Origin of the sequence: Pseudomonas sp. G5001, from assembly GCF_013385475.1 — a bacterium.
Classification (GTDB): Bacteria; Pseudomonadota; Gammaproteobacteria; order Pseudomonadales; family Pseudomonadaceae; genus Aquipseudomonas.
In genome coordinates this window covers 697,017-713,162 of record NZ_JACAPZ010000005.1, presented here as the reverse complement: position 1 = coordinate 713,162, position 16,146 = coordinate 697,017, and the positions used below count along the sequence as shown (strand labels likewise).

The following is a 16,146-nucleotide window of genomic DNA, read 5'->3' as shown; positions in this document are numbered from 1 at the left end:
GACCTACTGAGGGCCTATAGCTCAGTTGGTTAGAGCAGGGGACTCATAATCCCTTGGTCGTAGGTTCGAGTCCTACTGGGCCCACCATCTTGAAAGCCGCGCATTGCGCGGCTTTGTCGTTTCTGGCGCGCGTGAGTCGTGCAGCAATGAAACATTAGTTAGTTGTCCCGAACGGCTACGGCACTGACCATGATTCCCAGTCAACGCCAATTCAGCACGAGGGAAACTTGTTCCATGCATCAGCAAAAACGCTCGCCGCGCAACGCAATCCACGGCCTGGGCATACGTGCCACAGCCACCGTCGCAATCACCCTCGCCACCTTGAGCGGTGCACAAGCCGCCCCCGCCGCCACTGACTCCATCAAGGCATTCAAGCTCTGCACCGGCGCCGACAACAATTCGCACGTACTGGAAGGCACCATCGACCAGAGCATGCGCAATGACGTGACTGCCATTCACTTCAAGCAAACCCCGGCGCACGCCTCGTATGGCTGGCATAACGACCCGGAGCCTCAGTACGTGATGACGCTGTCCGGCACCCTTGCATTCGTGACTCGCGGCGGTGAGAAGTTCACGTTGCATCCGGGTGAAGTACTGATCGCCGAAGACAATACCGGCACCGGGCACCGCTGGAATCTGGTGGACGATCAACCGTGGCGGCGAGGATACGTGGTGCTGAAGCCGGGCGCGCCGGATTCATTTATCCCGAACGATGCTGCCGCTGCGAAGGTGTGCAAGGGGTCGTAGTCTCGCTGATCACACCTCCTCGAATAAAAGAAAGACTTACGCTTTGCGGTGTAAGCCTTTTTTGTACTGCGTGCTCTACCGGCCCGTTATCAAACGGAAAGTTCGCGCAAAGCCGCCGTCGCCAGGAACCCAGAGCGCGAGGCATAGCGATGGTCTTTTTGCACTCGCTCATCGATACGATTCAAAAGTTGCTCAGGCAGTGAGGCGTTGAACCTGACTGACTTGCCCAGGTAAGGAGTGAGATCAAAGTCGATCACCGCCCACACGCCACCCGCAAAGTCCGGATTCTCCAAATGGACGTCGACCTCTCTAGCCTGAGGAAGCCGCTCCTCATCAGCAACCAATCCCTCGAGGTGCAGCGCTAAAGCTTCGCGGACATTATCCAGAGCTTCGGAAAAGGTTGTGCCCGCAGAAAAGCAACCTGGCACGTCCGGGACGGTCACGCTGTAATCTGAATCAGCGTCTTTGTGTATCACCACTGGAAATTTCATTTTTCCTCCTTTGAATGAGCCGCAGCGGGATCATTCACCACATAACCTACGGTCATCACTTCAGGCCTGCTGATTTCAAAATGCTGTGCAAGGTCCCCTTGGCTATCTCTGATTTAGGATGAGGAACCGTCACCCGGCCGGGCTTGGTTGAGTGCTTGAATTGATGGTGACTGCCTTTCGCCGCCACCTCAAACCATCCATCCGCCATCAGCAAGTCAATTACCTCTCTGCTTCTCATCGCGCCCGCTCCACAGTGTGTATCTTACACACCGAAGGTATCCTGCAGCATCTTTTATACACACAGGACACACCAATGAAAAAAGCCCGCTCATTTCTGAACGGGCTCATGCGAAGAATATGATGACTACGCCTATCGCCGCTTCGCCAGCGAACTAATGTCAGTTTTTGTGCCTTGACTGACTCTCAGCTTACCAACGCATTAACAATGACTTGCGCCGTACCTAGCAACGGCGCATCCCCTCTAAACGCCCCAATTACCTGCAACCCCACCGGCAACTCCCCTTCCCCACGCATCACCGGTACATTCACCTGCGGCAAGCCAAACGCGCCCCAGAACTTGATGAAGTCCGACGGGCCCGTGGTCGCCAACCCCACCGGCGCCAGCATCCCGCAGGAAACACTCAACATCGCATCAAACGGCTGGCAGATCTGCGCGAGCTGCGGGGCGAGTTGTGCGAGGCGTGCCTTCGCAGCCGACTCCTGTTCCCAGCTTGTAGCCTTCGCACGCTCAATCATGGCCAACGTCGAGTCGCTGAGTAGTTCGGGATGAGACTGAAACTCCTTGGCCAATGAACGGGCACCTTCGCAATCGTTGATCAACTGGTGATCGTCGAATACTCCGTCGAACGCCTCGGGCAACACGACTTCACTGACAAGAGGCCCCAACCTAGCTATCGCTAGCTCAATCGCCTGGGCCACCACCGGCTGCACATCCGACCAGCGAGAAGTACGGCAGAAACCAAGCCGCAAAGGCCGACGACCGACCTCAACAGCCGGAAACCCTCGAATCAACACCTGCGCCACCCGCTCAAGATCACGCACCGAGCGCCCATACCAACCCACCGTATCGAAGCTCGGCGCCAGGGGTTTCACGCCTTCCAGCGAGACCAGTCCAAACGACGGTTTGAAGGCAAACAACCCGCAATAAGCCGCAGGCTTGAGCAACGACCCCGCCGTTTGGGTACCCAACGCCAACGGGAAAAACCCGGCCGCCATCCCCGCAGCAGAACCCGCGCTGGAGCTACCCGGAGTGCAGGACAAATCCAGCGGATTACGCGTCGGCCCCGTGTTCATGTAGGCAAATTCGGTGGTGTGGGTCTTGCCCATGATGATCGCGCCCGCCTGGCGTAGCAGCGTCACCACATGGGCATCCCGCGATGGACGATTACCCTGGTAAATCGGCGAATAGAATTCCGTTGGGTGGTCGGCGGTATCGAAGATGTCCTTGATCCCCACGGGCAAGCCTGCCAGCGGACCGGAACAGCCTTCAAGCTGCAACGCCTGCTCGCGCACCGCCTCAGCGTCGAAGGATACAAACGCCTGGATATCTGGTTCGTCGACACCTATGCGCGCAAGAAAGTGTTCAGCAACCAAAGCCGGCGTAATCGCCCCCGAACCCACTGCCTCGGCGATGCCCGTCGCATCCAGGCCATTCATCAAAGCGCCCTCATTTGGCAAACAACTGCCCAATGTCCTTGAACGCCTTGAACTCCAACGCGTTGCCGCACGGGTCAAACAGGAACAACGTCGCCTGCTCGCCCACCTGGCCTTTGAAACGAATGTGCGGCTCCAGCACAAATCGGGTATTGCGTGCCTGTAACCGCTCCGCCAGCGCATGCCAATCATCCCAGCTCAGCACCACGCCAAAATGCGGCACCGGCACGTCGTGACCGTCTACCGCATTGGTGTGCGCCGCCTCTTGAGAAGCGGTTTTCGGATGCTCATGAATCACCAATTGATGCCCAAAGAAGTCGAAGTCGACCCAGTGATCACTGGCACGTCCCTCCTCCAACCCAAACACCTCGCCATAAAACTGCCGCGCAGCCGCCAGGTCGAATACCGGAATTGCCAGGTGAAAAGGAGCCAGTGCCATCAGGTCTAACCTCTATGGGTATTAAGTCCTTGCGAGTCTAGCCTTGCCGTAACCGATGGAAAGACGATAGTTTTCGCAGCGAGCTCAAATTATTTTGATCAATCGAGACGCCCATGCTGCGGGAACTGAAAACCTTTATCGCCGTTACCCGCCATGGCACGTTCGCCGCAGCGGGCATGCATATCGGGCTGACACAATCGGCAGTGAGTGCGCAGATCCGTCAGTTGGAGCAGGTGCTCGGCGTGCAGTTGTTCGACCGAACCGGACGCCAGGCCACGCTGAACGCGGCGGGGATCCGCGCGCTGCCGCTGGCCAGGGAAATTCTCGAGACGTTCAACCGCATGGCCGTGCCGGTGGATGCCAACGAATACCGTGGCGAATTGAAAGTCGGCGCCATCACCACCGCCCAGACCGGGCTGCTGCCCCAGGCCCTCGTGCGCTTGCGCCAGGCTGCGCCGACGGTCGAATGCAAATTAGTGCCAGGGGTTTCCCTGGAGTTGCTCAGCCAGGTAGACGCAGGCGAGCTGGATTCGGCGATCATCATTCGCCCGCCCTTTGATTTGCCCAAGGAACTGCACGTACAGGTGCTGCGCAAGGAGCCGTTTGTGTTGATCGTGCCGCACACGGTCAAGGGTGATGACCCGCTGCAACTGCTCGCCGCTCATCCTCACGTGCGCTACGACCGGGCTTCGTTTGGCGGGCGGCTGGTCAGTCGCTTTCTGCGGGATCAGCGGCTGGACGTGCAAGTGGCGCTGGAACTGGACGAGATTGAGGCGCTGGTCAAAATGGTCGAATGCGGCCTGGGCGTTTCACTGGTTCCCCACGCCGGACTATGGCTGGACCGATCCCCGCAGGTGCGTGTCATCCCGCTGGGCGAGCTGACCTTTAACCGGGAAATCATCTTGCTGAGCCGCTACAGCCAGCGCAACCTTCCGGTGCCACAACTCTTTGCCCGATGCCTGCTGGCAGACACGATCTAAGACGCAAAAAAAAGCCGCACATCCGTGCGGCTTTTTCACGCCCTATTTCTTGGGCAACGCGTAGGCAATCACATAATCCCCACGGTCCGGCGACTGTCGCGCGCCGCCAGCGGTGAGCACGATGTACTGCGTGCCGGTCTTGGGCGACACGTAGGTCATCGGCCCCGACTGGCTACCCACCGGCAGCCGTGATTTCCAGATCTCGTTGCCGTTGCCGGTGTCGAAAGCGCGCAGGTAGAAGTCCTGGGTGCCAGCAAAAAACAGCAAGCCGGACTGGGTGGCCAGGGACGCGCCGAGGGTCGGCATGCCGATTGGAATCGGCATGTGCATGCGGATGCCCAGCGGCCCGGTGTCTTCAACCGTGCCCACCGGCACTTGCCACATCAGCTTGTGGGTTTTCAGGTCGATGGCCGACAGGGTGCCGAACGGCGGCTTCTGACACGGAATGCCCGCCGCCGAGAGGAAGCGCTCGCGCATTGCACCGAACGGCGTACCTTCTTGCGGCACCACGCCCATTTCGATGCCACTGGCACCGGCGGCGATCTTGTCGCGCGGGATCATGTAGTTGGCCAAACCCAGGCGCATGTCGTTGACGAACATGTAGTGGGTGTTCGGGTCCACCGACACGCTGCCCCAGTTCATTCCGCCCAGGGAGCCCGGGAATTGCAGCGCGCGGTCCAGGCCTGGCGGCGTATAGACGCCCTGGTGGCGCATGCCCTTGAACTGGATGCGGCACATCAACTGGTCAAACGGCGTGGCGCCCCACATGTCGGATTCGGTCAGTTGCTGATTGCCGATCGAAGGCATGTCCACCGAGAACGGCTGGGTCGGCGAATAACGTTCGCCGGGCACATCGCCCTGGGGCACCGGACGCTCTTCGACCCGGGCGATGGGCACGCCGGTTGCGCGGTTGAGCAGGAAGATTTCACCTTGCTTGGTGACTTGGGCCAGTGCCGGTTGCACGCCGCCGTTGCCATCCGGAATGTCGTAGAGCAGCGGCTGTGCCGGCAGGTCGAAGTCCCACAGGTCGTGGTGAGTGGTCTGGAAGTGCCAGCGCACCTGGCCGGTCTTCACGTCGATGGCGACGATGGAGGAGCTCCACTTGTCGTCATAGGCGGTACGTTCACCGGCGAAGAAGTCCGGGGTGGCGTTACCGGTGGGCAGGTAGACCAGGCCGAGCTTGGCGTCGTAGGACATGGCCGACCATACGTTCGGCGTGCCACGGGTGTAGGTCTCTCCTGCAGGTGGGCGTTTGGTGGTGTTCGGGTTGCCCGGATCCCAGGCCCACACCAGTTCGCCGCTGTGCACGTCAAAGGCGCGCACCACGCCTGGCGGTTCACCGGTGGAGAAGTTGTCTGCCACACGCCCGCCCACGATCACCACATTGCCCGCCACCAGTGGCGTCGAGGTTTGCTGGTAATAACCGGGCTTCACTTCGCCCATGTCGGTCTTCAAGTCGACGGTGCCGTGGTCGCCGAAGTCTTCGCAAGGCGCGCCGGTTTCAGCATTGATCGCAATCAACCGGGCATCGCCGGTCGGCAGAAACAGACGTTTCACACAGGCTTTGGCGCCGGCGGGTTGCTCGCTGGCACTGCTGTCGAAATACCCCAGGCCACGGCAACGCTGCCAGTTGGGGCCGCTGCCCTGGGGGTCGAATTTCCAGCGTTGGGCACCGGTATCGGCGTCCAGGGAAAACACTTTGCCGTAGGCGGTGCACACGTAAACGCTGTCACCGATCTGCAGCGGGGTGTTCTGGTCTTCGGCACCGGCGCCATTGCTCTCGGGGATATCGCCGGTGTGGAAGGTCCAGGCCACCTGCAACTTGTCGATGTTGCCTTTGTTGATCTGGTCCAGCGCGGCAAACCGATTGCCGGCGGTGGTGTTGCCCCAGTGGGCCCAGTCTTTTTGCTCGGTGCCCGGCGTTACCGCAGTCACCGCAGGCTCACTGCTGGCCTTGACCACGTGGGTCGGTACAAACATGTACGCCAGGGTGGCGACCACGCCCAGGCCCAGCAGCCCGGCAACGCCATAGGCGCCGCGCCCGGGTGTCGATCCCGAGGCGCGGGCGAGCTGTGGATAAATCAGCGCGACTACCAGGCCGATGACGGCGAAGGTCAGGACTCGCGAAACCAACGGCCAGTATTCCAGACCGGTATCCCACACCGCCCAGATCGCAGTCAGCACCAATGCCACGGCGTACAGCCATGCGCCCTGAGGCCGGCGCTTGGCGATCAGCACACCAGAGACCAGCATCGCCAGGCCCATCAGCAGGAAATACCAACTGCCGCCCAACACTACGAGGTAACCGCCACCGCCTGCCAAACCCAGGCCGATCAAGGCGATCAGCAGGCCCAGCCCAACCAGCAACCATCTGCTGCCGGTGGCAGCCCCAAAGTTATTCATCGCGCAAACGTCCTTCCTGTATACCTAACGCAAAATAATGTACCAAACAGTTACTTTTCACAATCTGGCACAAAATAATGTGTTCGATCAGCGGCGAAAATAAATTCCCGGCGGGGCGGGCAGTATCGCCAGGACCGAGCCTGTAACATGCTCGCCCATTGATGCCCGCGCCGGAGAACACCTTGTCCGCCTCTCACCCTCCCGTCCTCGATGAAATCGATCGCCAGTTGATCGCCGCCTTGCAGATCAACGCGCGTGAAAGTGTGGCCATGCTTGCCCGGCAACTGGGCATCGCGCGCACCACCGTCACCTCACGCCTGGCGCGCCTGGAAAAAACCCAGGTGATTACCGGCTATGGCGTGCGCCTCAGCCAGCGGGTGGTGGACGGTGGTTTGCAGGCCTACGTGGGGATCACCGTGCAACCGCGCTCCGGCAAGGAAGTGCTGCGCCGGATCAGTGCCATGGCGCAGGTTCAGCAATTATGTGCGGTAAGCGGCGAGTTTGATTACGTGGCCTGGCTGCGCACCGATTCGCCGGAACAGCTGGATCAACTGCTGGACCAGATCGGCAGCGTCGATGGCGTGGAGAAGACCACCACCTCGATCATCCTCAGTAACAAACTGGATCGCGGCCAACCAATCTGACCAGCAAGCTCGTCACTCTGACTAAAAACAATTCAATCCGACGACACATTGCGTCTTATTAACGAACGCTACGCTCCCTAGAATGGCTGCCATCTTTTCCTATACTCAGCGGGTCGCGCCCCGCCGAGCCGCCAGCAAGGTCAGCCATGAGCATTCCTTCCAGCACCATCAGCAAGACCAATCGCCACCCCGCCACCGGTAAAAAGCCGATCACCATCTTTGGCCCGGACTTCCCGTTTGCCTTTGATGACTGGATCGAGCATCCGGCGGGCCTGGGCAGCATTCCGGCGGCCAACCACGGCGCCGAAGTGGCGATCGTCGGCGCCGGGATTGCCGGGCTGGTAGCCGCCTATGAGCTGATGAAGCTGGGCCTTAAACCCGTAGTGTATGAAGCCTCGAAAATGGGTGGCCGCCTGCGCTCCCAGGCGTTTGAAGGCGCCGAAGGCATCATTGCGGAACTGGGTGGCATGCGCTTCCCGGTGTCCTCCACCGCGTTCTACCACTATGTGGACAAGCTCGGGCTGGAGACCAAACCCTTCCCCAACCCGCTGACGCCGGCTTCCGGCAGCACGGTCATCGACCTCGAAGGCCAGACGCACTACGCACAGAAACTCGCTGACCTTCCTGCACTGTTCCAGGAAGTGGCTGACGCCTGGGCCGACGCCCTGGAAGCCGGCTCGCAGTTCGCCGATATCCAGCAAGCCATCCGCGACCGTGACGTACCGCGCCTGAAAGAGCTGTGGAATACGCTGGTTCCGTTGTGGGACGACCGCACCTTCTACGACTTCGTGGCGACCTCCAAAGCGTTCGCCAAGTTGTCCTTTCATCACCGCGAAGTGTTCGGCCAGGTCGGTTTCGGCACCGGCGGCTGGGACTCGGACTTCCCCAACTCGATGCTGGAAATCTTCCGCGTGGTGATGACCAACTGCGACGATCACCAGCATCTGGTGGTCGGCGGCGTCGCCCAAGTGCCCATGGGCATCTGGCGCCATGTGCCGGAGCGTTGCGCCCACTGGCCCGAAGGCACCAGCCTCAGTTCCCTGCACAACGGTGCGCCACGGGCCGGGGTCAAGCGCATTGCCCACGCGCCGGACGGCCGTTTCGCCGTCACCGACAACTACGGTGACACCCGCGAATACGCCGCCGTGCTGACCACCTGCCAGAGCTGGCTGCTGACCACCCAGATCGAGTGCGACGAAACCCTGTTCTCGCAAAAGATGTGGATGGCCCTGGACCGCACCCGCTACATGCAGTCGTCGAAGACCTTCGTGATGGTCGACCGGCCATTCTGGAAGGACAAGGATCCGGAAACCGGCCGCGACCTGATGAGCATGACGCTGACGGATCGCCTGACCCGCGGCACCTATCTGTTCGACAACGGCGACGACAAGCCGGGGGTGATCTGCCTGTCCTACTCCTGGATGAGCGATGCGCTGAAAATGCTTCCGCAACCCATCGAGAAACGCGTGAAACTGGCTCTGGATGCGCTGAAGAAGATCTACCCGAAAGTCGACATCGCCGCGCGGATCATCGGCGACCCGATCACCGTGTCATGGGAAGCCGACCCGCATTTCCTCGGCGCTTTCAAAGGCGCACTTCCCGGTCACTATCGCTACAACCAACGGATGTATGCGCACTTCATGCAGAAGGACATGCCGGCGGAGCAACGCGGTATTTTCATCGCCGGTGACGACGTGTCCTGGACCCCGGCGTGGGTTGAAGGCGCCGTGCAAACCTCGCTGAACGCGGTGTGGGGCATCATGACTCACTTCGGTGGCAGCACTCACCCGCAGAACCCGGGGCCGGGGGATGTGTTCGACGAGATCGGGCCGATCGCACTGCCCGAGTAAGGAGTTGCCCATGCGTGTTGCCCTGTATCAATGCCCACCTTTGCCGCTGGACGTGGCCGGTAATCTCAAGCGCCTGCATCAGTTGGCGCAAGAGGCCACCGACGCCGACCTGCTGGTACTGCCGGAGATGTTTCTCACCGGCTATAACATCGGCGTGGAAGCGGTCGGCGCCCTGGCTGAAACCCAGGACGGCCCATCCGCACAGTCCATCGCCGCGCTGGCGAAAAACTCGGGCGTGGCGATTCTGTATGGCTATCCGGAGCGCGGTGCAGACGGGCAGATCTACAACGCCGTGCAGTTGATAGACGCCAACGGCCAACGCCTGTGCAACTACCGCAAGACCCACCTGTTTGGCGACCTCGACAACTCGATGTTCAGCGCCGGGGACGATGATTTTCCGCTGGTGGAATTGAACGGCTGGAAGCTGGGTTTCCTGATTTGCTATGACCTGGAATTCCCGGAGAACACCCGGCGCCTGGCGCTGGCCGGGGCGGAGTTGATCCTGGTGCCGACGGCCAATATGGTGCCCTTCGATTTCGTCGCCGATGTGACCGTGCGGGCGCGGGCTTTTGAAAACCAGTGTTATGTGGCCTACGCCAATTACTGCGGGCAGGAAGGCGAGATCCAGTATTGCGGGCAAAGCAGCATCGCCGCGCCGGATGGCCAGCGGATTGCCCAGGCCGGTCTGGATGAAGCGCTGATCGTGGGCACACTCGATCGGCAGTTGATGGTCGACTCACGCGCGGCCAATCGCTACCTGCTGGACCGTCGTCCCGAGCTTTATGGGGCGTTGCACAAGCACTGATCCCGGCTGCTTTGCGCTAGCATAGGCACTTCCTACGTTTCGGAAGTGCTCATGCCTGCGCCGGCCCACCCTCATCACCTTCAATTGACCCTGGCCAGCGGCCTGCGGGTTTCCTTGCATCATGCGCCGCGCTTGAAGCGCGCCGCGGCTGCCTTGCGCGTTGCAGCGGGCAGCCACGATGTACCCCTGGCGTGGCCGGGACTGGCGCATTTTCTTGAGCATTTATTGTTCCTGGGCACCGGACGTTTTCCTGCAAGCGACGGGCTGATGGCCTACGTCCAGCGTCAGGGCGGGCAGGTGAATGCCAGCACCCGCGAGCGCACTACCGACTTTTTCTTTGAGGTGCCTGTTTCGGCATTTGAAGCCGCACTGGAGCGCCTGGGGGACATGCTCGCCCATCCGCGCCTGGCCCTGGAAGACCAGTTGCGTGAGCGCGAAGTATTGCAGGCGGAGTTTATTGCCTGGTCGCAAGATGCCACGGCGCAACAGCAACAAGCGTTGCTGGGAGGTGTTGCGGCGGGTCATCCGTTGCGCGCGTTTCATGCGGGCAACCGGGATAGCTTGGCGGTAGAGCGTGAGGATTTTCAGCAGGCGTTGCGGGATTTTTATGAAGGTTTCTATCATTCCGGGCAAATGACCTTGAGCCTTGCGGGCCCTCAGTCGCTGGTGGAGCTGGAGGCATTGGCGCATCAGTTTGGCGCTGCGCTGAAGACTGCACCTCTGCGGCGACAGACGCCGGCGCCAGCGTTGCTGGCCGGCAATCAACGTACTTATCAACACACCGATGAACACCACTGGCATCAGGTGGTGGCAAGCGAGGCTTCCCCTGAGGCGCTGGATTTCCTCTGCCTGTGGCTGAACACTTCGGCGCCCGGCGGGTTGCTCGCCGAGTTGCAGTCGCGGCAGTTAGTCAGCGCCATTAACGCAACGGCGCTGTATCAATTTGCCGGACAGGCGTTGCTGGATATCAAGTTCACCCTGGACACTCAGGGTGCGCAGCAGACGACACTGATCGAAGAACTGCTGCACCACTGGCTGAGCTTTTTCGCACACAGTGACTGGGCGCCCCTGCGGGAAGAGTACGCCTTGCTGCTTGCTCGCAAACAACAGGTCAGTGGTGCCCTGGCATTGGCCCGGCAGGACAAGGAACTGGTCCTGTCCGAGCAGAGCGCCAGCTCCCTCAAGACCCTGCTGGACTCGCTGCAATTGCCGCCGTCCCGGCACGCCTGGCAACTGCCGCCCACCAATCCGTTCCTGCAGCCGGCAGCCAAGGAAGAGCGCCTGGGGCTGATTCGCGGGCAAACCAGCGCCCATCGCGGCCTGCGCACGTTCGCCCAGGATCGCTCCCGTGGGCGAAAGGACCTTTCGGCGCTGACCTTCAGCCAGGCCTTGCCAGGCGACACAGATGAAGGCGCGCTCTACCTGCGCTGGCATCTGGATTCGCCGCTGGATGCAGAGCTTTTCCCACGGCTGCGTGAGAACGCCAGCCAGGCTGGCGTCCAGTTGTCTTTCGAGACAATCGGCGGTCACTGGCAGCTGAAGATGCTAGGGCTGCACGAACCCATGCCCGCGATATTGGAGGAAGTGGCACGCGAGCTGACCCGGCTCGACGAAAATGCCGGAGCGTCATCCTCCCCGGCGCCGGCAATGGCGATCCGGCAGTTACTCAAGGCATTGCCCGGGTATTGCGCCGACATCCCAGCTGCACAGCAGGTTGCTGGGCGAGACCGATGGTCAACCGCTCGCTGGCAAGGGCTCGCCGTGGGGCTGCCCGCCGCCTGCGAGACGGCGATAAAAAGTGCAGCCGGGAAACTGCCCGGCCAACCGCAAGCGGCTATCAGCGAACTGCCGTCAATCAGCAGCCAGCATAGTTGGCACGAAGTCAGGACCGATTCCAGCGACGCCGCGTTGCTGCTGTTCTGCCCGACAGCCACACGCTCCCTGGCGGACGAGGCTTGCTGGCGTCTACTCGCACATCTGGTGCAAGCGCCGTTCTACCAGCAACTGCGTGTTGAGCTTCAATTGGGCTACGCGGTGTTCAGCGACATCCGGCAGTACAGCGGGCAAACCGGCCTGCTGTTTGGGGTGCAATCCCCAAGCGCGTCTCTTGCGCAAATACTTGATCACCTGCAGGCGTTCCTGAAGCAACTGCCCGCGCTGATCAACGCCAGCGAACTGCCGAACGATCTGGCCCGGCAATTTTCCCTCGACGCCCTACCCACTTCCCAAGCCGCTGAACTGCTCTGGCACGCGCACTTGGCAGGCCACCCGTCGGATTACATCCAGCAGCTGCAAGATTTCATCCAGACCCGCACCCGTGAGGATTTAATGGTATCTGCACAGCAACTCAATGCTGCTGCAGGCGGATGGTGCTGTGTGGCCAATGGCGCTTGTGCCGCCGGCTCCTGGCAACGACCTGGCTGATCATTGCCGCTTCGGTAAAAGGCTTTTTCCCGCAGGACAGCGCTATCTTCAAAAGAAGTACGTAACATTCACATGCACACATCTGAACATCTCCGCTTGGAGGTGGACTATATGTATTACTTGGTAGTAAACGTCCCTTCCCTTCGTAGGAGTAAGAACATGACCTGGTCCAAACCTGCTTACACTGATCTGCGTATCGGCTTTGAAGTCACCATGTACTTTGCCAGCCGCTGATTGGCTTTGTATCGCAATGCAACGCCTCGGCTCGCCCGGGGCGTTTTTATTTTTGAGTTGTGTGTAATGGAGCGGCCATGTTTGTCCAGATTCTAGGTTCCGCCGCGGGCGGTGGTTTCCCGCAATGGAACTGCAACTGCGTGAACTGTGCAGGTTTTCGCGACGGCAGCCTGCGGGCCGAGGCGCGTACCCAGTCGTCCATCGCGATTTCCGATGACGGCGTGAACTGGGTGCTGTGCAACGCCTCGCCAGATATTCGCGCCCAGCTTCAAGGCTTCGCCCCGATGCAACCGGGCCGCGCGCTGCGGGATACCGGCATCAGCGCGATCATCCTGATGGACAGCCAGATCGACCACACCACCGGCCTGCTCAGCCTGCGCGAAGGCTGCCCGCACCAGGTGTGGTGCACCGACATGGTCCATGAAGACCTGAGCACCGGCTTCCCGCTGTTCACCATGCTGACCCACTGGAACGGCGGCCTGGCCTGGAACCGCATCGAGCTGGACGCCAGCTTCACGATCCCCGCCTGCCCCAACCTGCGCTTCACACCATTGCCCCTGCGCAGCGCGGCACCGCCCTACTCACCTCACCGATTCGACCCACACCCGGGCGACAACATCGGCCTGATCGTCGAAGACCTGCGCACCGGCGGCAAGCTGTTCTATGCGCCGGGCCTGGGCAAGGTTGACGCACCGTTGCTGGAAATAATGGCCGGCAGCGATTGCCTGCTGGTGGACGGCACGATGTGGGACGACGACGAAATGCAGCGCCGTGGCGTCGGCACCCGCACCGGTCGCGAGATGGGCCACCTGGCACAAAACGGCCCCGGCGGCATGCTGGAAGTGCTGGAGCAGTTGCCCAAGCAGCGCAAGGTGCTTATCCACATCAACAACACCAACCCGATCCTGGATGAAGACTCGCCCGAGCGAGCCGAGCTGCTGCGACGCAATGTGGAAGTGGCGTACGACGGCATGAGCATTGAATTGTAGGAGCGAGCCAAATGACTGACACACCGCTGACCACCGCCGAGTTCGAACAGGCCCTGCGCGCCAAGGGCGCCTTCTACCATATCCATCACCCGTATCACGTGGCGATGTACGAAGGCCGCGCCACCCGCGAGCAGATCCAGGGCTGGGTCGCCAACCGTTTTTATTATCAGGTGAACATTCCCCTCAAGGACGCCGCGATCCTGGCCAACTGCCCGGACCGGGAGATTCGTCGTGAGTGGATCCAGCGCCTGCTGGATCACGACGGCGCTCCCGGCGAAGACGGCGGCATTGAAGCCTGGTTGCGCCTGGGACAGGCCGTCGGCCTCGACCCGGATCAACTGCGCTCCCAGGAGTTGGTACTGCCGGGCGTACGATTTGCGGTAGACGCCTACGTCAACTTCGCCCGCAGGGCCAGCTGGCAGGAAGCCGCCAGCAGTTCCCTGACCGAGTTGTTCGCCCCGCAGATCCACCAGTCGCGCCTCGACAGCTGGCCCCAGCATTACCCATGGATCGACCCCGCCGGCTACGAGTATTTCCGCACCCGCCTGGGCCAGGCTCGCCGGGATGTGGAGCACGGTCTGGCCATCACCCTGCAGCACTACACCACCCGCGAAGGCCAGGAGCGCATGCTGGAAATTCTCCAGTTCAAACTGGACATTCTTTGGAGCATGCTCGATGCAATGAGCATGGCTTATGAACTGAAACGCCCGCCGTATCACAGCGTGACCGATCAGCGTGTATGGCATAAGGGGATCACCCTATGAGCTTCGATCGCAGCAAAAAACCGACCTGGCGCCAGGGCTATCGTTTCCAGTACGAACCGGCGCAAAAAGGCCATGTGCTGCTGTACCCGGAAGGCATGATCAAGCTCAACGACAGCGCCGCCTTGATCGGTGGCTTGATCGACGGCGAGCGCGATGTCAGCGCAATCATCGCCGAGTTGGACAAGCAGTTCCCTGGCGTGCCCGAGCTCGGTGAAGACATCGAGCAATTCATGGAGGTTGCCCGTGCTCAGCACTGGATCGAACTTGCCTGACCTGCCACCCAAGCCGGAAATCGGCCTGCCGCTCTGGTTGCTGGCCGAGCTGACCTACCGCTGCCCGCTGCAATGCCCGTACTGCTCCAATCCGCTGGATTTTGCCGAGCAGGGCAAGGAACTGAGCACGGAACAGTGGATCAAGGTATTTCGTGAAGCCCGGGAAATGGGCGCTGCGCAACTGGGGTTTTCCGGCGGTGAGCCGCTGGTGCGCCAGGACCTCGCCGAACTGATCGCCGAGGCGCGCAAGCTGGGTTTCTATACCAACCTGATCACCTCCGGCATCGGCCTCACCGAGCAGAAGATCAGCGACTTCAAGAAGGCCGGCCTGGACCATATCCAGATCAGTTTCCAGGCCAGTGACGAGCAAGTGAACAACTTGCTGGCCGGCTCGAAAAAAGCCTTCGCACAAAAACTCGAAATGGCCCGGGCAGTGAAAGCCCATGGCTACCCGATGGTGCTGAACTTCGTCACCCATCGGCACAATATCGACAAGATCGACCGCATCATTGAGCTGTGCATTGCCCTGGAAGCGGACTTTGTCGAGCTTGCCACCTGCCAGTTCTACGGCTGGGCCCAGCTCAATCGGGTCGGCCTGTTGCCGACCCAGGAACAGCTGGTGCGCGCCGAACGCATCACCAACGAATACCGCGCCAAGCTCGAAGCCGAAGGCCACCCGTGCAAGCTGATATTCGTCACGCCGGATTACTACGAGGAACGCCCGAAAGCCTGCATGAATGGCTGGGGCAGCATCTTTCTGACAGTAACGCCGGACGGTACTGCCCTACCGTGCCACGGAGCCCGACAGATGCCGGTGCAATTTCCCAATGTGCGCGACCACAGCATGCAACACATCTGGTACGACTCGTTTGGCTTCAACCGCTTTCGCGGCTACGACTGGATGCCCGAGCCGTGCCGTTCATGTGACGAGAAGGAAAAGGACTTCGGTGGGTGCCGCTGCCAGGCGTTCATGCTGACCGGGGATGCCAGCAATGCTGACCCGGTGTGCAGCAAATCGGAGCACCACGGCATGATCCTCCAGGCCCGCGAAGAAGCGGAGCACGCCACCCAGACCATTGAGCAACTGGCCTTTCGCAATGAGCGCAACTCACGGCTGATCGCGAAAGGCTGAGGTCTTTTAGCGTTTGGCGATGATGTACACCGCGTGCACGATGCCGGGAATGTAACCGCACAAGGTCAGCAGGATGTTCAGCCAGAACGCGCCAGCGAAACCCACTTGCAGGAACACACCCAGTGGCGGCAGCAGAATAGCGATGATGATGCGAATGATATCCATGGGTTCAGCTCCAGAAAATCGGCTCGTGTGAGCCGTACAAGCTAATCGACCTTGGCCGTTGGTAAGGGTTCAGTGGGATCTGGCACTCAGCCATCGTCTAATTCGCGGACAAAAAAACGCCCCCAGCCAAAAG

17 protein-coding genes and 1 tRNA gene are annotated in these 16,146 nt (G+C 60.7%); 12 read left to right on the top strand and 6 right to left on the bottom strand.

Annotated elements, in window-relative coordinates; translation table 11 throughout:
* Positions 1–10 precede the first annotated feature (10 nt).
* Together HX805_RS04680 and HX805_RS04675 are read left to right on the top strand one after the other, a co-directional pair.
* A tRNA-Ile gene (locus tag HX805_RS04680) sits at positions 11–87 on the top strand.
* Positions 88–234: 147 nt separating this feature from the next.
* A complete protein-coding gene (locus tag HX805_RS04675) occupies positions 235–747 on the top strand; it encodes a cupin domain-containing protein (protein WP_177022285.1) in 513 nt (170 codons plus the stop codon).
* A gap of 89 nt (positions 748–836) precedes the next feature.
* Here HX805_RS04675 and HX805_RS04670 read toward each other — a convergent pair whose 3' ends face one another.
* From HX805_RS04670 to HX805_RS04655, 4 genes are all read right to left on the bottom strand, one after another.
* On the bottom strand, positions 837–1,238 hold the full coding sequence (locus HX805_RS04670) for a type II toxin-antitoxin system HicB family antitoxin (RefSeq protein WP_003211020.1): 402 nt from the start codon (positions 1,236–1,238) through the stop codon (positions 837–839).
* A gap of 55 nt (positions 1,239–1,293) precedes the next feature.
* Positions 1,294–1,476, bottom strand: a complete 183-nt coding sequence (locus tag HX805_RS04665) for a type II toxin-antitoxin system HicA family toxin (protein ID WP_003211022.1) — start codon at positions 1,474–1,476, stop codon at positions 1,294–1,296.
* Positions 1,477–1,661: 185 nt separating this feature from the next.
* On the bottom strand, positions 1,662–2,915 hold the full coding sequence (locus HX805_RS04660) for an amidase (protein ID WP_177116645.1): 1,254 nt from the start codon (positions 2,913–2,915) through the stop codon (positions 1,662–1,664).
* 10 nt (positions 2,916–2,925) lie between these two features.
* A complete protein-coding gene (locus HX805_RS04655) occupies positions 2,926–3,351 on the bottom strand; it encodes a VOC family protein (protein ID WP_010167388.1) in 426 nt (141 codons plus the stop codon).
* A 113-nt stretch (positions 3,352–3,464) separates the two neighbouring features.
* On the opposite strand from HX805_RS04655, the gene HX805_RS04650 reads away from it, so the two are divergent.
* Positions 3,465–4,331, top strand: coding sequence for a LysR substrate-binding domain-containing protein (locus HX805_RS04650; RefSeq protein WP_177080664.1), 867 nt, complete (start codon positions 3,465–3,467; stop codon positions 4,329–4,331).
* Positions 4,332–4,373: 42 nt separating this feature from the next.
* On the opposite strand, the gene HX805_RS04645 is transcribed toward HX805_RS04650, so the two are convergent.
* Positions 4,374–6,734 (bottom strand): glucose/quinate/shikimate family membrane-bound PQQ-dependent dehydrogenase, encoded by a 2,361-nt coding sequence (locus tag HX805_RS04645; protein WP_177080663.1) that lies wholly within the window; start codon positions 6,732–6,734, stop codon positions 4,374–4,376.
* A 161-nt stretch (positions 6,735–6,895) separates the two neighbouring features.
* On the opposite strand from HX805_RS04645, the gene HX805_RS04640 reads away from it, so the two are divergent.
* The 9 genes from HX805_RS04640 (at position 6,896) to pqqE (ending at position 15,848) form a co-directional block, all read left to right on the top strand.
* Positions 6,896–7,378 (top strand): Lrp/AsnC family transcriptional regulator, encoded by a 483-nt coding sequence (locus HX805_RS04640; RefSeq protein ID WP_102604402.1) that lies wholly within the window; start codon positions 6,896–6,898, stop codon positions 7,376–7,378.
* Between the two features lie 167 nt (positions 7,379–7,545).
* A complete protein-coding gene (locus HX805_RS04635) occupies positions 7,546–9,228 on the top strand; it encodes an NAD(P)/FAD-dependent oxidoreductase (protein WP_032899288.1) in 1,683 nt (560 codons plus the stop codon).
* A 10-nt stretch (positions 9,229–9,238) separates the two neighbouring features.
* The gene (locus HX805_RS04630) at positions 9,239–10,033 is read left to right on the top strand and encodes a carbon-nitrogen hydrolase family protein (RefSeq protein ID WP_003211036.1); all 795 of its coding nucleotides are present in this window, start codon (positions 9,239–9,241) and stop codon (positions 10,031–10,033) included.
* Positions 10,034–10,084: 51 nt separating this feature from the next.
* Positions 10,085–12,457: a pyrroloquinoline quinone biosynthesis protein PqqF gene (gene pqqF / locus HX805_RS04625; protein WP_177080661.1), complete on the top strand. Its 2,373-nt coding sequence runs from the start codon at positions 10,085–10,087 to the stop codon at positions 12,455–12,457.
* Between the two features lie 159 nt (positions 12,458–12,616).
* A complete protein-coding gene (gene pqqA, locus HX805_RS04620; RefSeq protein ID WP_003194766.1) occupies positions 12,617–12,691 on the top strand; it encodes a pyrroloquinoline quinone precursor peptide PqqA in 75 nt (24 codons plus the stop codon).
* Between the two features lie 77 nt (positions 12,692–12,768).
* Positions 12,769–13,680 (top strand): pyrroloquinoline quinone biosynthesis protein PqqB, encoded by a 912-nt coding sequence (pqqB, locus tag HX805_RS04615; RefSeq protein WP_003211040.1) that lies wholly within the window; start codon positions 12,769–12,771, stop codon positions 13,678–13,680.
* An 11-nt stretch (positions 13,681–13,691) separates the two neighbouring features.
* Entirely contained in the window at positions 13,692–14,444 is a 753-nt protein-coding gene (gene pqqC / locus HX805_RS04610) for a pyrroloquinoline-quinone synthase PqqC (protein WP_003211042.1), read from the top strand.
* On the top strand, positions 14,441–14,716 hold the full coding sequence (gene pqqD / locus HX805_RS04605; protein WP_003211043.1) for a pyrroloquinoline quinone biosynthesis peptide chaperone PqqD: 276 nt from the start codon (positions 14,441–14,443) through the stop codon (positions 14,714–14,716). The genes pqqC and pqqD overlap by 4 nt, the downstream gene beginning before the upstream one ends.
* Positions 14,709–15,848: a pyrroloquinoline quinone biosynthesis protein PqqE gene (gene pqqE, locus HX805_RS04600; protein ID WP_008434380.1), complete on the top strand. Its 1,140-nt coding sequence runs from the start codon at positions 14,709–14,711 to the stop codon at positions 15,846–15,848. Before pqqD ends, pqqE begins: the two co-directional genes overlap by 8 nt.
* Before the next feature lie 6 nt (positions 15,849–15,854).
* On the opposite strand, the gene HX805_RS04595 is transcribed toward pqqE, so the two are convergent.
* Entirely contained in the window at positions 15,855–16,013 is a 159-nt protein-coding gene (locus HX805_RS04595) for a YqaE/Pmp3 family membrane protein (protein WP_003211049.1), read from the bottom strand.
* Positions 16,014–16,146: the final 133 nt, after the last annotated feature.